This is a genomic window from Brevundimonas sp. FV1ps31S, assembly GCF_058681265.1.
In genome coordinates this window covers 1,406,922-1,423,068 of the sequence record NZ_CM178735.1, presented here as the reverse complement: position 1 = coordinate 1,423,068, position 16,147 = coordinate 1,406,922, and the positions used below count along the sequence as shown (strand labels likewise).

Here is a 16,147-nt window from a genome sequence, read left to right as displayed (position 1 = left end):
TGCCGGCTCAGAACCGCTTCTTCAGCCCCACGCTGACCACCCGCCCGCGCGGATCGGCCACGACAGGGTCGTAGCCGAGCGCGAACTGGGCCAGCGGCGGCGCCTTGTCGGCGAGATTAACGACGCCCAGCGACAGGTCGAGAGCCGCGCCGACCGCGCGACTGTAGAGCAGGTCCACCGTCGTCTGGCTGGCGATGGTCGCGTCGGTGATCCCGCTGCGGTCGTTGGCGTAGCCGCGGGTGTAGTGGACCAGGGCGGTGACGGCGTGCGGTCCGCCGCTCCAGCCCAGGGCGAACTCGCCGCGATCGCGCGGCAGCGACCGGCCGATATTGTTCAGATTGGTCGAGCCGACCCCCGACACCTCGGCCGCCGAGGCGTTCAGGCGGATGTCGTAGCGATCGACATAGGTCCAGGTCGCCGACGCCGTCGCCCGGCCGCCCCAAAGGTCGCGGCCGTAGCGGGCCGACAGGTCCAGCCCCTGGGTCTCGATGGACGAGGCGTTGAGGAAATATAGTTGCACGAAGGTCAGGGCGCCGTTCGAGGCCCGGGTGATGCGGCCTTGCGCCTCCGTCCCGGTCAGGCCCGCCGCATCGTCGGCCGCTGCCTGGTCGATGATCGCCTGGGCCGATTCCTTGACGACCTGGTCCGTATAGTCGAAGCGCCAGGCGTCGAGGCCCAACTCCAGCCCCTCCAGGGGCCGCCACAAGGCGCCGAAAGCGAGGTTTTCGGACCGTTCGGGCTTCAGATCGGCATCGCCCGAGGTCAGGGTGTTGACGAAGACGAAGGCGCCCCGGTCGAAGACGGACGGCTGCGAAGCCTGGGCGCCGGCCTGGGCGTAGACGGAAGGCGCGCGGAAGCCCTGCCCCCAGGAGCCGCGCAGGGCCACGGCGTCGGTCACGTCCCAGCGGACGGCGATCTTGGGGCTGAAACGGCCCTCCCCGCCGTCGTAGGTCTCGTAGCGGCCGGCCAGCTGCGCCTCGATCCGGTCGCCCAGATACAGGCGCGCCTCGGCGAAGGCGGCCAGGGCCTGCTGATCGCCCTCGAAGTCCGGGGAATAGCCGGCGGTCAGAAGGTCGCCGGCGTTGACCAGATCGCTCCAGTCATGGCGGAAGGTCGAGCGGCGATATTGCGCGCCGAGGGCGACGTCGATCGCGCCGCCTGTCCAGGCGAAGGCCTGACCGCTGGTCGAGGCGTCAACCGTCGTCAGCCCCGCCGCGCCGCGCAGACCGACGTCGCCGATCAGGCTGTCGATCAGGTCCGGGCTGTTGGCCGTTCCGGTCCCCAGATAGGCGCTGCCGAACGGGTTGAAATACTGGCAGGCGCCGACGCCCGGCGTGCCGGTCTCCGCATCGCAGCCGGCGCCGCCCAGGCCGTTCAGGGCGTTCTGAAGCGCTCTGCCGATCACGTCGGCCTTGTCATAGGCGACGTGCTGGCGGCTGGCGGTCGCGGACAGGGTCCAGGTCCAGCCGCTGGCGAAGGCGCCGTCCAGCCCGGCCGCCAGTCGCCAGGTGTCGTAGTCGAACCGGGATTCCAGCGCGCCGCTCTCGGCGCCCAGCAGACGGCCGCGGAACAGGACGTCCTCACCGAACGGATTGTCGGGGTGGGAGGCGGGAACCGTCAGGGCCTGCGCCAGGATCGGCAAGGACGGGGTCAGCCGCGCCTGGGTCCAGGTCGAGGAATAGGCGGCCTGGAGCGACAGGCTCATGTCGCCGACCGGGCGGCGATAGTCGGCGAAGAGCTGGGTCCGCGTCTCTTCCGGCGTCAGGTCGAAGAAGTCGGAATAGTCGAGCCGGCAGAAGGCGTCGGTCGGGCCGTTGCGATAGGCGGCGCCGAAGGCTGGATCGTCGCAGTCGGGGTCGGGCGCATAGGCGCCCGTGCTGGGCCGGAAATAGGATCCGGGCTGGCCGTAGCTGGTCACGGCGGTCCAGGCGGCGCGGTCATAGCGTTCGGCCTGGGTGAAGTCGCGCTCGTCCGACCCGAGGGCCGAACGGTGGAAATGCGAGGCCGCCAGGGTCAGGTCGCCGCCCAGAAGGGTGAAGCCGCCGATAGCCGAGATCACGCTCTCTTCCGAGCCGTCCGCGACGGCGTATTTCGCGCGAATCTCCGGCCGGCCGACATCATGACGGGTGATGAAGTTGACCACGCCCGCCACCGCATCCGAACCATAGACGGCCGAGGCGCCGTCCTTGACCACCTCGACCCGCTCAAGGGCGATCATGGGGACCAGCGAATTGATGTCGACGAAGGCGGAGCCGTCGGTGGCGACCACGGCGCTGGTGGTCCAGCGCTGGCCGTCGACCAGGACCAGTGTCGAGCCTAGGCCGAGATTGCGCAGGTTGAACTGGGCCGTGCCGGAACTCTGGGGCTGGTTCAGCTGGTCCACCTGGGCCTCGGAACCGGAGTTGGCGGTCACCAGGCGCACCAGTTGCGAAGCATCGGCGATCCCGGCGGTGGCGATGGCGTCCCGGCCGACCGTCTCCACAGGAGCGACGCGGTCGCCGCCTGCGATGCGAGAACCGGTGACGACGATGTCGTCCACCGGGGTCGCGACCTGGGCCTGGGCCGCCGCAGCCGCCGCCAGCCAGGCGACCGTTGTCGCCATCAGGATTGAACGCCTGGTCATCTCGATACTCCCCGCCATTGATCGCGGGCTTCTATCCAGCGTCGCCGTTCTGCGAAAGCCAATTTTTGCAACTTTGCAAAATTGAAGATGGATTGACAGGTCGCCATCGCGGATGGACGGTTAGAAAAAATAACCAGGGAGATGAAGTTCGATGAAGCTCTATGCCCACCCGTTCTCCTCCTACTGTCAGAAGGCGCTGACGGCGCTCTATGAGACAGACGCCACGTTCGAATACCGCCATTTGGAAGAGCCCGGCGCCATGGCCGAGTTGGCGGTGCTGTGGCCGATGAAGCGGTTTCCAATCCTGACGGACGGCGGGACCACGATCGTCGAGGCGACCAGCATCGTGGAATACATTGATGCGCGACCCGGCGCGGGCCGACTTATCCCCAGCGATCCCCTCGCCGCCGTCGAGGTTCGGATGATGGATCGGGTGTTCGACAACTACATCAACACGCCGCAGCAGAAGTTCATCTTCGACATTCTGCGCCCCGAGGCCGATCGCGATCCTTATGGCGTCAAGGAGGCCCGCAAGATGCTCGACACGACCTATGCCTGGCTGGACCAGAGGCTGGCAGGCAGGGAGTGGGCGACCGATCACGGCTTCACTCTGGCGGATTGCGCAGCGGCGCCGGCACTATTCTACGCCGACTGGACGCACGCCATTCCCGAACGATTCGAGGCGCTGAAGGCCTATCGGGCCCGGCTGCTTGCGCGGCCATCCTTCGCCCGCTGCGTGGACGAGGCGCGGAAGTATCGCCACTATTTTCCGCTGGGCGCGCCGGATCGGGATTGATCGCGACTGAGACGTCTCGCGCCATTGATCCGCCGATGTAACCGGTTACGGTAGCCAAAACAGAAGCGGTTCAGGGAAGAAGCATGGCGAACGTCCGTCTGGTCGACGTGAAGAAGGCGTTCGGCGCCGTTGAGGTGCTGAAGGGCGTCGATCTGGAGATCGCCGACGGCGAGTTCGTGGTCTTCGTCGGCCCGTCCGGCTGCGGCAAGTCGACCCTGCTGCGCACCATCGCCGGGCTGGAAGAGGCGACGACGGGCGAAGTCTTGATCGGCGACCGCGTGGTCAACGACCTGTCGCCGTCCGACCGGGGCATCGCCATGGTGTTCCAGTCCTACGCCCTGTACCCGCATATGACGGCCTATGAAAACATGGCCTTCGGCCTGAAACTGGCCAAGACGGACAAGGGCGAGATCGACCGCCGCGTGCGCGCCGCCGCCGAGGCCCTGAGCATCACCGACTATCTGGACCGCAAACCCAAGGCCATGTCCGGCGGTCAGCGCCAGCGCGTCGCCATCGGTCGCGCCATCGTGCGCGAACCCGACGTCTTCCTGTTCGACGAGCCCCTGTCCAATCTGGACGCCGCCCTGCGGGTGCGGATGCGCTACGAGTTCGCGCGCCTGCACGCCGAGCTGAAGACGACCATGATCTATGTGACCCACGATCAGGTCGAGGCCATGACCCTGGCCGACCGGATTGTGGTGCTGAACGGCGGCCGCATCGAACAGGTCGGGGCGCCGATGGACCTGTACCAGCGTCCGGCCAATCTGTTCGTCGCGGGCTTCATCGGCAGTCCGCGCATGAACCTGCTGGCGGGCGAGGTGGTCACGGCCTCAGCCGCTGGAGCGACCGTGCGAACCACCGCGGGCGAGACGATCCGCGTGGCGGCGAATGCGGCCTCGGCCAAGGCCGGCGACCGCATCACCCTGGGCGTCCGGCCCGAACATCTGAACCTGTCGGCCGAAGGCGACGCCCTGACCGCCGAGGTCCTGTTCGTCGAGCCCCTGGGGGCGACGACCATGGCCCATCTGAAACACACGGCGTCGCAAGAGACCCTGACGGTGCAGCTGGCGGGCGGGGCTCCGGCCAGGGTCGGCGAATCGCTGACCCTGCAGGTCCCTGCTGACCAAGCCCATCTGTTCGACGCGGAAGGTCGCGCCTTTTCCCGACTTTAGCCGCGCTTTTCGTCACCGCCGATGAAGGCGCCGGCGATCCAGCTAACCACGCCGGTGACGATGGCCGCCCCGATTCCAGCCCACAGGCCGTCCACGGCGAAACCGTTCAGGAACATGGCGGTCAGGCCGATCATGGCCGCGTTCACCACGAGCAGGAACAGGCCCAGGGTGACGACCGTGATCGGGAAGGTCAGCACCACCATGACCGGTCGCACGATGGCGTTGACCAGACCCAGGATTAGGGCCGCCGCAATCAGCGAGCCGGTGCTGGTGAAATCGACGCCCGGCACGACCTGGGCTGACAGCCACAGGCCGGCCATGGTGACGACGGCCTGGATGATGAAACGGATCATGTTGTCCTCGATGAGGTGGAAGCGTCACCATAACGCGACATGTCGGCAAAGGCTCCCCCTCGCCCGCCCCGGCTGCTAATCACAGCGCTGATCCAGACTGCGATACGATACGGAGACCGGCCATGAGCCTTCACGGCGATTACGACCCCGACAATATCTTCGCCAAGATCCTGCGCAGCGAGATCCCCTGCGTGAAGGTGTGGGAGGACGACCATATCCTGGCCTTCATGGACGTGTTTCCCCAGTCGGAAGGCCATGTCCTGATCATCGCCAAACAGTCGCAGGCGCGGAACCTGCTGGAGGTCGAGCCGGACATCCTGGCCCGGATGACCGCCGCCCTGCAACGCACGGCCCTGGCGGTCGAAAAGGCGCTGAAGCCCGACGGGATCGCGGTGATGCAGTTCAACGGCGACGCCGGCGGCCAGACCGTCTTCCACCTGCATTTCCACATTATCCCCCGCTGGGCCGACCGGCCGATGAAGGGGCACGGCCATGCGCCCATGGCCGAGGTCGCGGCCTTGCAGCCGCTGGCGGAACGGATCGCGGCGGAACTGGACGCATAAGCGCCGAACCGTCTTGCGCACGGGGCGATCCGTCCGCATAAGGCGCGCCTGTCCTGAGTGGCGAGGCCGGTTTAGCTCAGTTGGTAGAGCGCCAGTTTTGTAAACTGGATGTCGCGGGTTCGATTCCTGCAACCGGCACCATTCTTCGATGACGATGTCGCGGCGCACGCCGCTTTCGGTGGTCCCCGCCCATCTCAAAATTCTCGCAGACTCTCCCCGGCCATGGACGCCTCAGGAGAGACGGCTAATCGCCGACTCTCGCGACGCCTTCAGCGGGCACGACGATCCTTGGTGACGAGGACTTCATCGCCAAACAAATACTCAACCGGATCAGTCGAAGGGATAATTTTTCGACTTGGCGCGTAGGGACATCCAGTCGCCCCTGGGGTCAGTCCACGATACTCTCGGACAGGTCTTGCAAAAGGGTCGGGATCAACTCCGAAACCGTCGGATGGATGGGCACCGCCCAACGTAGCGCCTCGATCGTCTGATCGGCCGCCATCATATCTAGGACACCGTGGATCGCCTCGTCTCCGCCGACGCCCAGGATAGCGGCGCCGAGGATGCGGCGCGTATCGGCATCGGCCACCACCTTCATGAAGCCCTGGGTCTCGCCCTTTTCGACTGCGCGGCCGACGCGGCTCATGGGTCGCTTCGAAAACAGAAGGCGGCGGCCGCTCTTAAGCGCTTCGGCGTCCGTCATCCCGACCCGCCCCAGGGGCGGATCGATAAAGAGGGCGTAGCCGGGCAGCCTCTGGCTGACGACGCGATGCTCGCCGTCGAGGAGGTTAGCGGCGACGATCTCGAAGTCATTGTAGGCGGTATGGGTGAAGGCGCCGCGCCCGTTGCAGTCGCCGAGGGCCCAGACCCCTTCGGCGGTAGTCCGCAACTGGTCGTCGACGGTGATGGGGAAAAGCCCGGCATAGTCGCTCGCCTGAACGGCTGATCTCGATGAGGGGAATGGTAGGCGGCGACGGGTTCGAACCGCCGACCCTCTCGGTGTAAATCGCCCCAGATAGCAGTTTCACTGCTTTTCACCCCGTTTCAAAATTCACCCAAGTGATTGAATTAACGACTTTTCGTTGTTTCACCGCTGTGCAGGCGTTTGCAGCGAATCTTGCACCAACTGCCCCCATATTGCCCCCATTGGTGCTAGGTTGATGTCCCTTGATTTGGTTTGGACGTCGCACCGATGCGAGCGCCACTCATCACCACGGACCGGCAGATCGCCGCCCTGAAGCCGCTCCCCGACCGGTTCGAGCGTCGCGTGTCAGGCGTCCGCGGTCTGAGCCTGAGGGTTTATCCGTCCGGCCTGAGACAGTTCGAGGTTCGTTTTTCGGTCAAGGGCGGCCCTCGCCGTCGCGAAGTCCTCGGGGACTATCCGGAGATATCCCTCGCCGACGCCCGGCAAAAGGCGATGGCGCTCCGACTGGAGATCATCAGCGGCGTCGATCCTGTCGCCCGACGCGCGGACGCCCGACGCCCCGCCCCGCCGCAAGACCGTCTGGACGAGGTGGCGGAAGCCTATTGGGCGGCGGCGGAGCTCGGACTGCACGGCGGACGCCGACGCCCCAAGCGCCCTCGTACGATCGCCAATGAGCGCCATCTATGGGACCGCCACATCGCCTCATCTCTCGGCGCCACGGCGCCCCGGGATTTGAAACGGGCGCAGGTAAAGACCTTCATGCGCACGCTGGTGACCGAGCGTCGCCTGTCGGCCGCAAGCGCGGCGTCCATCGGCGGCCTCCTGCACAGCGTGATGGCCTTCTGCGTTCAGGAGGAGATAATCGACGCCAACCCCGTTGTCGGTCTGGCTCGCCCGCTGGCCCTGGTCTCCCGCGACCGGATGCTGGACGACGCCGGCCTCCGGTTGGTTTGGGAGATCGCCAAAGAAGGCGTTCAGCCGCGGCCGGCCGGTTATCTCAACGTCGGACTGGCCGCCCGACCGGAACCGGTGATGGCGCTGGCGATCCAGCTCCTCATGCTCACCCTCACGCGCCGGAATGAAGTCGCAGGCGCCCGAAAGGCGGAGTTTGATCGCGACGCCGGCCTCTGGGTCATTCCGGCCGAACGCGCCAAGGCCAATCACCAGCACGTGGTTCCGTTGAGCTCGCAGGCTCTGGAGGTGATCGAAGCGGCCTGGGCGCTCGATCCTCGCAGCCCCTTCCTGTTCGCGTCCCCGCGCGTCGCGGACCAATGCATCGACGAACAGGCGATCACCCGAACCTTTTCCCGCATCTTCGAGCGACGCAATCTGCCCCTCCGGTCTCCTCATGACGTGCGGCGGACCGGTGCGACCACTCTGACGGGGCGCTATGGCGTCACGCGCTTCATCGTCGGCCTGGTTTTGGGGCACACGCCCAGGGAGGGCGCTGCGGTCACGGCCGTTTACGACCGCTATACCTACATGGCGGAAAAGCGCGACGCCCTTCGGAAATGGGCCGGGCACCTCACTGGAACGACGGACGCGCCCTCCCAGGAACCGGATGGGGCCATGTCGGACGCGGCGCGTGACGCCGCGCTGGAAGCCGCCAAACAGCGCGCGCTCGCCCTGTGCGCCGAAGGGCGGCCCCAGCAGGCGGTCATGACCATCTGCCTGGCGGCAAGCCGCCTGGTCGCGATGTCGCCGGTCCATATGGAGCTGCTGGCGAACGTCGGCCTCGACCTGGCCGGTCGCAACGACTGGTCCGAGCTTGAGTCCTGGATCAACGGCTTCGGCTGACTGGCCGGCTCGTTTTTCTGTCCGAGGATCGTCGCCTCGATGTCTCCTTGGTCATCGAGATAAACCCCGCGCACGCGCTGGATCAACTCACAGGCCCGCGCGCGCTGATGCGCACGCTTGGCGTCAATTGTTTCACCGACCAAATGAAGAGCCATAAGGATTACCGCGCATCTGAGATGCGGGATATTCCCGGCATGCAGAGCGATTGGAGCACACCGACGGTGAATGATCGGCCCGCTTGAGATGAGAGCCGGACAAAATGCCCTTATCCGTCGACTGAGCGGCCCGACGTTCTGGGATCGGGACGTCGCACTGGCCTATGCCCGCTGCTCCGCAGCGTCTCCATGGAATCGGACGTCTGGCAAATCTGAGGGGGTTCAACCACCACTTAACATTGAAGTGGAAACTTAACATCACTTATGTTAGAAATAGAGTTGCGATGTTAGATACAGACTGGACCTGCGTAGGGCCGCTCGGCCGCGCCCTCGAAACCTACGCCAGCGACGCCTTCGGCGCGTCTCTGGCGCTGGACGACGCTGTCCTCCCAGCAACCCTCCCCTTCTTTATCGGCGATCGCTATCGGTTCTGGCGAGGCCGAGTCCTCGACCGACCTGCCCTGTTCATGGTCCTGACCGACGCCTCCGTCGGCCATCTTGCGTCGCTGGAAAAGCATCGAGGTCTCGTGCGTCGCGAGAGCGGTGCGGATCTGATCGTTCTGGTCGCGCCAAGCCTGTCGGCCGAAACCCGGCGCCGCCTCGTCGAGGCGCGGATCGCCTTCGCCGTGCCTGGCGTCCAAATCTATATCCCCGAAGCCTTCTTCGACCTGCGGTCCAGCGGTCCCAGAGATCGGGCGCCTGCTGACGGCCTGTCCCCGACCGCCCAGGTGCTGGTCCTGGCCCGTCTTCTCGATCAACCCGTCAATGACGAAAGCCTGACGGCCCTGGCCGAACGCTACGAAACCGCCGTGATGAGCATGAGCCGAGCCCTCGACGAACTGGAGGGGCTCAACATTTGCCGACCCCATTTGGTCGGACGCCAGCGCCGGCTCATGTTCGTCGAGGACGGCCGGGCTCTTTGGACCGCCGTCGAGCAACGGCTTCAGTCCCCGGTTCGCAAGGTCCGGGTCGTCAGGGGGAATCTCCCATTGAACGAGGCCCCGGCGGCGGGCGAGAGCGCCTTGGCCCGCTACTCCATGCTTGCGTCTCCCCGGGTGGAGCGCCGCGCCCTGCCCGCCTCGCAGTGGAAGCGCACGGCGCGCCGCCTGAACCTCGAACCGGCGGATGATTTCGACGACAACCGCACCGAGGTGGAAACCTGGACCTATGATCCGGCGATCCTGAGCCGCGGCGACCTGGTCGATCCGCTTTCGCTCTATCTGAGCGTCCGTGATAATTCCGACGAGCGCATACAACAGGCTGCGCAAAGCCTTCTGGAGCAACCCTCATGGTGATCGGCGTTGACCGTTTCCGCGATCATTTCGTCGGACACGAGCACCAGTATGTGCTCATCGGCGGCGCCGCCTGCGAACAGATCATGGACGAGGTCGGTCTGACCTTCCGAGCCACCAAGGACATGGACGTCGTCCTCATCGTGGAAGCCCTCGATCCAGCCTTTTCGGAGCGCTTTCTCGCCTTCGTCGCCAAGGGCGGCTACGAGGTCCGGCAAAGCAGTCAGGGCGAACGCTGCCTGTATCGTTTCGCCAAGCCGACGTCCGAAGGCTATCCGGCGATGATCGAGCTCTTCGCCCGCAAGCCCGATGGTCTCGATCTCGGCCCCGATAGTCGGTTCACGCCTCTACCGATCGACGAGGACGCGGCCAGCCTCTCCGCCATTCTGCTGAATGAGGACTATTATGCTCTGCTCAAGAGCATGGTCCGGACGATCGGCGGCCTGCCCGTCCTGGGTGAGGAGGGTCTCATTCCCTTCAAGGCCAGAGCCTGGCTTGACCTGACCCGGCGCCGCGAAGTGGGCGACCGTGTGGACGCCTCCGACATCGCCAAACATCGCCGCGACGTGGCCCGCATGCTGCAGGTCCTCCCGGTCGAGGCGGCCTACAGCCTTCCGGAGACCATCCGCGCGGACATGCGCCGCTTCATCGACGCCCTTGAGGCGGACGAGGCCTTCGATCCCCGACAATTCCAGGTCGCGATGTCCCGCGCAGATGCGGTCGCCCGTCTGAAGCATGCCTACGCGGTTTGACCGGACCGACGTCGCATCTCGAACGACAAGTTGAGCGGCTAACGGGGGCCGGACAAGAGCGAGGATGAGACGTCTCAAAACCCGAAGTCTGTTTGGTCGGGCGAAACATGCCTCGCCCGTTTCCGCCTGGGTTTCGGCGGCGCCGGGCTCGGCGCCGCCAGATCGAGGCAGGCTTGCAGGGCCGGGACGACCGGCGCCGCCGGGGGCGGCGGCGTTCGGCCCCGGTTGAGCCCCGGAAGCCTGGGCGCCCGCGCCGGCTTCAGCACCCGCGCCGCCACAGAAGAAGGGACCTTCCTCGTCCGCGCCTCCGTCCAGGCGGTCAGTTCGCTCTCGCGCCAGCCCACCCGGTTCTCCGAGATCCGCACAGGGTTGGGAAAACGGCCGGCCCGCCGCATCCGCCAGACCGTCGTGCGGCTGAGCCCGGTGATGTCCTGAACCCTGCGCCAGCTCAGAAACCGATCCTCCGGCGCGTCCGGCGCGCGCGGGCCGTCCCCGGTCATTGGCCGACGCCCAGGGCCGCCAGCACCGCGCCCTGGCAGAGCGCCTGCAGGACCGCCGCGTCATTGGCCGCATCGACGACGTCGCGGCCCGCCCATTCGCGCACGACCGCCTTAAGGGCCTCGCTCGCAGCGGGATCGGCCAGGACGGTCTCGGCCGTGGGCCAGGCCGGTCGGCCTTGCGGTTCAGTCACGACGACGCCCCTGCGCCGCCGCCGGCGCCGCTGTGCGAAGCCCGGTGATCTGGGACGCGGCCCATTGCTCCAGCAGGTCACGGGGATAAAAGGGTTTGGCGCGGATATGCCGGCAGGGCGGCCCTCCCCCGCCGGTCGACCACAGGCGCGCCAGGGTCGCGGGTTTCAGCCGGACCCCGAACCGGGCCAGGTGTTCGGACGCCTCCGCCCGGGTCAGCAGAACCTCGCCTTCCGAGGCGCAGGCGCCGCCGTCCAAAGGACCGGTCACGATCCGGCTCCGATCGGTCGACAGTCGCTGGGGCGGCGCACCCTGCGGCCGGCGCTCAGCGCGAGATAACAGTCCACGACCGCCGCCACATCGCGCAGCGGTTCTGGCAACCCAAGGATGATCTGCTGCAGAAGAAGCGCCTCGTCCTGCGCGGCGGCGGCGCCTTGATCGCCCCAATCGAGACCGCTGCGGGTCTCGTCGCCCCGCGCCCGACGGCGGCCCAGGTCCGCCGCGCAACGGCGCGCGATCGTCAGCAGCAGCGCGCGAGGCGAGCGAACCTCAGCGGCGTCTCCATAGACCGCGACCATCCGTTTCCAGGTCTCGTGCGCGATATCGTCGCTCTCCTCGCCGAAGCGCCGGCGCAGGGACCGGGTCAGCCAGCCGCCGTGATCGCGATAGAGTCCGGCCAGCCGGCCGTCTCGCCTTCCGATGCGCTGGCTCTGATCCGACACGGGTCCGCCTCCTTTCGCAAAGAGGCGGACCCGGCCGATGCCGGATGTTGAGAACGTGGATTGAGACACGCGCGAGCGCCTTTAGCCTCGCCCCAAAGGGCAAGGCCTGGACATACGCGCACGCCACCCGAGCACCGGAGCGTAATATCAGGTCGAACAGTTCAATCGAGGTTCTCACGCCTCGGCGTCCCTACGAACGCACCAGGAGTCTCATCCAGAAATCCCCGCCTGACAAGAGGCCGGGTTGCGACCCGAAGAACCCAGCGTAGAATGCCCCCGTCCGACCGGATTGCCGCCGCCCTGTCCAAGCGCCCCCCGCGCCAAAGGCGTCGGCCATGCCGACAGTCATGTTCTCACATTTCCGGTCGGACGCCTCCGCCTGATTCCTTTCGTCGCAGCACACCCCCGACGACCGGTCCAAGCGCTGCCGTCAACCCCATCCCGTGCTAGACTCGAATCATCATGAAGGACGCCCTCGACCATCTGCCCGAGCGCCAGCAGCGCGAGCTGGAGCGGATCAAGACCATCCTGCTCGACGAGTTCGACCGCGCCATCCAGGCCGGCGGCGGCCCGACCCAGTCCTGGCGTCGCGACGGCAAGATCCTCAAGCTGATCCTTTTCGGCTCCTATTCGCGCGACGACTGGGTCGATGCGCCCGAGACCGGCTATCAGTCCGACTTCGACATCCTCGCGATCGTCAGCCACCCCAATCTGACCGACATCTCCCACTACTGGTACGTCGCCGAGGACAAGATCGCCCGCGACCCGGCCATCGGCCGCATCGTCAATATCATCGTCCACACCATGGGCGAGGTGAACCAGGGCCTGACCCAGGGCCAGTATTTCTGGACCAGCGTCATCCAGGACGGCGTCGAACTCTACGCCCTCCCCGGCCATGCCTTCGCGACGCCGAAGCCGCTCACACCGCAGGAAGCGGTCGAGATGGCGGAAAAGTATCTGGAACTCAAATCAGGTGACGTCTCGCTTTGGCTGGAGAATGCAGTGTCTGCGCTAGGCGATGGCGCGGATGTTCGTCGACGGCGCAACGCTGCTTTCCAACTTCACCAAGCAGTTGAGACGGCCTACGCCTGCTTCCTTCTCGTCCACGCATTCTACTTCCCGCGTTCTCACAATATCAAATTCCTCCGGTCGCAGGCCGAAGCAATGGATCAAGCCCTCGTCGCTGCGTGGCCACGCGAGCAGCGCGCTGATCGACGACGGTTCGAGATGCTGAAGCGAGCCTACGTCGAAGCCCGCTATGCCGACAACTACGATCTCTCGGTCGAAGATTTGGCGTGGCTGTCTACGGCAGCACATCGCCTAGAAGAGCTTGTTAGAGCCGCTTGCCGCGCTCGGATCGAGACGCTGCGACGCGACGCCGCCAGCTGAGCCTTGCTACCGAAAAAGCGTCCGCTGAACGTCGCAAATGCGCCACAAGCGGACGTCGACCAGCTACCCAGCTACAGACATTCGGCTTGGCCTATTTAGGGCTTCGATAACTGCGCCAACGTCGGTCGCGCGAGCAAGGCTTCCCCTCGTCGGCCCCAGCTTCTAGCCTCCGGTGATGGCTCCCTTTCAGCTCGACTTCGGATGGCGAACGGCGCTTCTCGGCCTAATGGCCGTCCAGATCGCCGTCCTCGCCCTTGCCGTCGGCGCCGCCCCGACACGGCGGACCGCCAACCGTCTTTTGGCTGCGGCCCTCCTGGTCATTGCGGGGCTTCTGGTCCCCTACGTCATCGGATTCGCGGGCGCCTACGATCTCTGGCGCGGCCTGACCTTCGCGCCCTTCGCCATCCCCCTCGCCCTGGGACCTCTGCTCTACGCCTATGCCCATGCCCTAGAGGCCAGCCGCCTGCCTCGCCAGATGGTCTGGCACATGGCCCCGCCGCTCGCGCAGTTCATCTATTTCGGGGCCTGCTTCCTCCTGCCGCTGGACGTCAAATGGTCCTGGTACACGGGCAGTCACCGGGAGGTGGTGAGCCCCGTTCTCGACGTGCTCGCCGTGGCCAGCCTCGGCGCCTACGCCTGGGCCATCGGCCGGGTGCTCAGGGACTACCGACGCCGGTTGGCCGATGCCCGCAGCGACGACGACCTGTTCTCCGCGCGTTGGCTCGGGCGAGTGAGGGCCGCCATCGTCTTCGGCCTTCTCGTCGAGGCCGGCTTCTGGCTCTGGTCCGCCCTGACCGGCGGCATCGACTATTTCCAGGAGACCGGCCTGTATTTCGCGCTCGGGGCCCTGGGTCTTTATCTCGGGGTTTCGGGCTGGCGCCACGCCGGCCTCCCCGAGGCGCTCGTCCATGAAGATCCGCCAATGGCCGACGAGCCCGCGCGCGTCGTGCCTGACTGGTACGCTATCGGCGCCGACGTCGCGGCCCGCACCCGTGCAGAAGGCTGGTGGCGCGAGCCGGAACTGACCCTGCCACGTCTGGCCCGGTGTCTGGGCACCAACAGCGGGCGGCTGTCCCGAGCGATCAACCTCGGGCTCGGCGTCAACTTCTCTGTCTTCGTCAACGGTCTCAGGGCCGAGGGCGTGGCTGAGGCGCTCGCGGCCCGCGCGGACGCCGATCTACTCGACCTGGCCTTCGAGATGGGCTTCGCCTCCAAGGCCAGTTTCAACCGCGCCTTCCAGGCCCGCTATGGCATGCCGCCGTCCCGATACCGCCAGCAGGTCTCAGATCCTGCTTTTGTGTCGCCCGACGACGATCTGAAGCGCGCGGATGCGTGAGACCGCACATCCTCGACACGATCGAGATCGAGGATATCCCATGCCGTCACTGAACCGCCGCCGCCTTCTGCAAATGTCTGCGGGCCTATCTCTCGCCTCGGCGTGTCCGGCCTGGACGCAGTCCCGGTCCGACGACTGGAGCGGCGACGTCGCCATCCTGCGCGAGGTGTGGGAGGCCATGCACCCGGGCCTTTACCGTTACAGCACCCCGGTGGAGATCACGACGCGCCTCGACACGCTTGCGGAAGCCTGGCGGGCGCCGGGGTCATTTCGTGAGCGCTTCCTGGCCCTGACGCGGGTTACCGCATCGCTCCGCTGCGGCCATACCTATCCCAGCCCTTATAACGGCGATGACGCCATGGTCGCGGCGATGTATCCGGACCGGGCGCTCGTGCCGTTCCGCTTTCGCTGGATCGAAGGTCGAATGGTGGTGACCGAGGATCACACACCCGCAAGCGCCCTGCCGCGAGGGACGGTCGTCACCGCCATCGACGGCGTCGCCACCGAAACACTTCTGGCCCGACTGGTCCCGCTCGCTCGCGCCGACGGCGGCAACGACGCCAAGCGTATCAATCTGATGGAGGTTCGCGGCGAAGACCGGTTCGAGACCTTCGACATCCACCTGCCGCTCATCTTGCCGCTGAAGGACGAGGCCGCCTTCACCCTTGCGGACGGACGGATCGTGCGCGTGCCGCTGCTCACTCTTGCGGAGCGCCAGTCCCGCCTCGCGCCGTCGGCCAGCCCGACCGGTGACGCCAATCCCTGGACGCTGGAAAGCCTTCCCGACGGCGTGCACCGCCTGACGATGCCCAGCTGGGCCCTATTTAACTCGACCTTCGCCTGGGAGGCCTGGCTGGGCGAGGCCATGGACGCCTTGAGCTCCGAGCGGGCGCGAGGCCTGATCATCGATTTGCGCGGCAATGAGGGCGGCCTCGACTGCGGCAACCTCATCCTCAGCCGCTTGATCGACCGCGATCTGCCGCTGTCGCGCAATCAGCGCTGGACCCGCTACCGCAGCGCCCCGGCATCGGTGCGGCCCTATCTCCACACCTGGGACCGCAGCTTTTTCGACTGGGGCGACCAGGCCCAGCCCTCGACCGAACGCCCCGGCTTCTACCGCCTGACCCGCTACGACGACGATGCGGAGGGCACGGTGATCCGACCGGCCGGAACGCGCTTTACAAGACCGGTTGCGGTTCTCTGCGACGCCTCCAACAGCTCGGCCACTTTCGGTTTCGCCCAGGCTGTGCAACAGAGCGGCGCCGCGACGCTGATCGGCCAGCCGACCGGCGGCAATCAGCGCGGCATCAACGGCGGCGCCTTCTTCTTCCTCAAGCTTCCGGCGTCCGGCCTCGAGATCGACCTGCCGCTGATCGCCAGCTTCCCCGACACGCCCCAGCCGGACGCGGCGATCCAGCCTGACGTCTTGGTTGAGACGACGGCCGTGGACATCGCCTCGGGCCGGGATCCGCAGATGGCAGCGGCAACCTCGCTCATCGTGAAAGGACGATAGGGGCTCGGTATGCCGAATTCGAAATGCCCACTCGGCCGTTATGACCCACAGCGCTCGCAATGGCTCAAGC

At 66.4% G+C, this 16,147-nt stretch carries 17 protein-coding genes and 1 tRNA gene; 11 read left to right on the top strand and 7 right to left on the bottom strand.

The window, feature by feature from the left end; all coding sequences use genetic code 11:
- Positions 1-7: 7 nt before the first annotated feature.
- Positions 8-2,623: a TonB-dependent receptor plug domain-containing protein gene (locus ACVPT3_RS06605; RefSeq protein WP_492043362.1), complete on the bottom strand. Its 2,616-nt coding sequence runs from the start codon at positions 2,621-2,623 to the stop codon at positions 8-10.
- 151 nt (positions 2,624-2,774) lie between these two features.
- On the opposite strand from ACVPT3_RS06605, the gene ACVPT3_RS06600 reads away from it, so the two are divergent.
- Together ACVPT3_RS06600 and ACVPT3_RS06595 are read left to right on the top strand one after the other, a co-directional pair.
- Complete coding sequence (locus tag ACVPT3_RS06600; protein ID WP_492043361.1) at positions 2,775-3,419, top strand: glutathione S-transferase family protein; 645 nt, start codon at positions 2,775-2,777, stop codon at positions 3,417-3,419.
- An 83-nt stretch (positions 3,420-3,502) separates the two neighbouring features.
- Entirely contained in the window at positions 3,503-4,591 is a 1,089-nt protein-coding gene (locus ACVPT3_RS06595) for an ABC transporter ATP-binding protein (protein WP_492043360.1), read from the top strand.
- Here ACVPT3_RS06595 and ACVPT3_RS06590 read toward each other — a convergent pair.
- Positions 4,588-4,944 carry a phage holin family protein gene (locus tag ACVPT3_RS06590; protein ID WP_492043359.1) on the bottom strand — a complete coding sequence of 119 codons (357 nt, stop codon included), beginning with the start codon at positions 4,942-4,944 and terminating at the stop codon, positions 4,588-4,590. The two genes, ACVPT3_RS06595 and ACVPT3_RS06590, sit on opposite strands and share 4 nt — an antisense overlap.
- 122 nt (positions 4,945-5,066) lie before the next feature.
- Here ACVPT3_RS06590 and ACVPT3_RS06585 point away from each other — a divergent pair, with 122 nt between their 5' ends.
- Both ACVPT3_RS06585 and ACVPT3_RS06580 read left to right on the top strand, forming a co-directional pair.
- On the top strand, positions 5,067-5,507 hold the full coding sequence (locus ACVPT3_RS06585) for an HIT family protein (RefSeq protein ID WP_492043358.1): 441 nt from the start codon (positions 5,067-5,069) through the stop codon (positions 5,505-5,507).
- A gap of 65 nt (positions 5,508-5,572) precedes the next feature.
- A tRNA-Thr gene (locus ACVPT3_RS06580) sits at positions 5,573-5,648 on the top strand.
- Between the two features lie 247 nt (positions 5,649-5,895).
- Here ACVPT3_RS06580 and ACVPT3_RS06575 read toward each other — a convergent pair.
- Positions 5,896-6,396: an oxidoreductase dimerization domain-containing protein gene (locus ACVPT3_RS06575; RefSeq protein ID WP_492043357.1), complete on the bottom strand. Its 501-nt coding sequence runs from the start codon at positions 6,394-6,396 to the stop codon at positions 5,896-5,898.
- Between the two features lie 303 nt (positions 6,397-6,699).
- Here ACVPT3_RS06575 and ACVPT3_RS06570 point away from each other — a divergent pair, with 303 nt between their 5' ends.
- From ACVPT3_RS06570 to ACVPT3_RS06555, 4 genes are all read left to right on the top strand, one after another.
- Positions 6,700-8,229, top strand: coding sequence for a tyrosine-type recombinase/integrase (locus ACVPT3_RS06570; RefSeq protein WP_492043356.1), 1,530 nt, complete (start codon positions 6,700-6,702; stop codon positions 8,227-8,229).
- Between the two features lie 47 nt (positions 8,230-8,276).
- Positions 8,277-8,471: a hypothetical protein gene (locus tag ACVPT3_RS06565; protein WP_492043355.1), complete on the top strand. Its 195-nt coding sequence runs from the start codon at positions 8,277-8,279 to the stop codon at positions 8,469-8,471.
- Positions 8,472-8,668: 197 nt separating this feature from the next.
- Entirely contained in the window at positions 8,669-9,679 is a 1,011-nt protein-coding gene (locus tag ACVPT3_RS06560) for a hypothetical protein (protein WP_492043354.1), read from the top strand.
- The gene (locus ACVPT3_RS06555) at positions 9,673-10,428 is read left to right on the top strand and encodes a hypothetical protein (RefSeq protein ID WP_492043353.1); all 756 of its coding nucleotides are present in this window, start codon (positions 9,673-9,675) and stop codon (positions 10,426-10,428) included. Before ACVPT3_RS06560 ends, ACVPT3_RS06555 begins: the two co-directional genes overlap by 7 nt.
- A 74-nt stretch (positions 10,429-10,502) precedes the next feature.
- On the opposite strand, the gene ACVPT3_RS06550 is transcribed toward ACVPT3_RS06555, so the two are convergent.
- From ACVPT3_RS06550 to ACVPT3_RS06535, 4 genes are read right to left on the bottom strand one after another with little or no spacing between them, the layout of a single operon-like run.
- On the bottom strand, positions 10,503-10,928 hold the full coding sequence (locus ACVPT3_RS06550; RefSeq protein WP_492043352.1) for a helix-turn-helix transcriptional regulator: 426 nt from the start codon (positions 10,926-10,928) through the stop codon (positions 10,503-10,505).
- A complete protein-coding gene (locus ACVPT3_RS06545) occupies positions 10,925-11,119 on the bottom strand; it encodes a hypothetical protein (RefSeq protein WP_492043351.1) in 195 nt (64 codons plus the stop codon). The genes ACVPT3_RS06550 and ACVPT3_RS06545 overlap by 4 nt, the downstream gene beginning before the upstream one ends.
- Positions 11,112-11,387 (bottom strand): hypothetical protein, encoded by a 276-nt coding sequence (locus ACVPT3_RS06540; protein WP_492043350.1) that lies wholly within the window; start codon positions 11,385-11,387, stop codon positions 11,112-11,114. The genes ACVPT3_RS06545 and ACVPT3_RS06540 overlap by 8 nt, the downstream gene beginning before the upstream one ends.
- Positions 11,384-11,839 (bottom strand): sigma factor, encoded by a 456-nt coding sequence (locus ACVPT3_RS06535; RefSeq protein ID WP_492043349.1) that lies wholly within the window; start codon positions 11,837-11,839, stop codon positions 11,384-11,386. The genes ACVPT3_RS06540 and ACVPT3_RS06535 overlap by 4 nt, the downstream gene beginning before the upstream one ends.
- A 462-nt stretch (positions 11,840-12,301) precedes the next feature.
- Between ACVPT3_RS06535 and ACVPT3_RS06530 the strand changes: the two genes are divergently transcribed.
- From ACVPT3_RS06530 to ACVPT3_RS06520, 3 genes are all read left to right on the top strand, one after another.
- Entirely contained in the window at positions 12,302-13,228 is a 927-nt protein-coding gene (locus tag ACVPT3_RS06530; protein WP_492043348.1) for a HEPN domain-containing protein, read from the top strand.
- 175 nt (positions 13,229-13,403) lie between these two features.
- Entirely contained in the window at positions 13,404-14,564 is a 1,161-nt protein-coding gene (locus ACVPT3_RS06525) for an AraC family transcriptional regulator (protein ID WP_492043347.1), read from the top strand.
- 40 nt (positions 14,565-14,604) lie between these two features.
- Entirely contained in the window at positions 14,605-16,077 is a 1,473-nt protein-coding gene (locus ACVPT3_RS06520) for a S41 family peptidase (RefSeq protein WP_492043346.1), read from the top strand.
- The last annotated feature ends 70 nt before the right edge of the window (positions 16,078-16,147 follow it).

Excerpts from the sequence above, each read along its gene's own strand:
- ACVPT3_RS06530 (WP_492043348.1), top strand. The coding sequence starts at position 12,302 with ATGAAGGACGCCCTCGACCATCTGCCCGAGCGCCAGCAGCGCGAGCTG.
- ACVPT3_RS06590 (WP_492043359.1), bottom strand. The coding sequence starts at position 4,944 with ATGATCCGTTTCATCATCCAGGCCGTCGTCACCATGGCCGGCCTGTGG.
- ACVPT3_RS06605 (WP_492043362.1), bottom strand. The coding sequence starts at position 2,623 with ATGACCAGGCGTTCAATCCTGATGGCGACAACGGTCGCCTGGCTGGCG.
- ACVPT3_RS06595 (WP_492043360.1), top strand. The coding sequence starts at position 3,503 with ATGGCGAACGTCCGTCTGGTCGACGTGAAGAAGGCGTTCGGCGCCGTT.
- ACVPT3_RS06555 (WP_492043353.1), top strand. The coding sequence starts at position 9,673 with ATGGTGATCGGCGTTGACCGTTTCCGCGATCATTTCGTCGGACACGAG.
- ACVPT3_RS06600 (WP_492043361.1), top strand. The coding sequence starts at position 2,775 with ATGAAGCTCTATGCCCACCCGTTCTCCTCCTACTGTCAGAAGGCGCTG.
- ACVPT3_RS06560 (WP_492043354.1), top strand. The coding sequence starts at position 8,669 with ATGTTAGATACAGACTGGACCTGCGTAGGGCCGCTCGGCCGCGCCCTC.
- ACVPT3_RS06520 (WP_492043346.1), top strand. The coding sequence starts at position 14,605 with ATGCCGTCACTGAACCGCCGCCGCCTTCTGCAAATGTCTGCGGGCCTA.
- ACVPT3_RS06525 (WP_492043347.1), top strand. The coding sequence starts at position 13,404 with ATGGCTCCCTTTCAGCTCGACTTCGGATGGCGAACGGCGCTTCTCGGC.
- ACVPT3_RS06585 (WP_492043358.1), top strand. The coding sequence starts at position 5,067 with ATGAGCCTTCACGGCGATTACGACCCCGACAATATCTTCGCCAAGATC.
- ACVPT3_RS06570 (WP_492043356.1), top strand. The coding sequence starts at position 6,700 with ATGCGAGCGCCACTCATCACCACGGACCGGCAGATCGCCGCCCTGAAG.
- ACVPT3_RS06550 (WP_492043352.1), bottom strand. The coding sequence starts at position 10,928 with ATGACCGGGGACGGCCCGCGCGCGCCGGACGCGCCGGAGGATCGGTTT.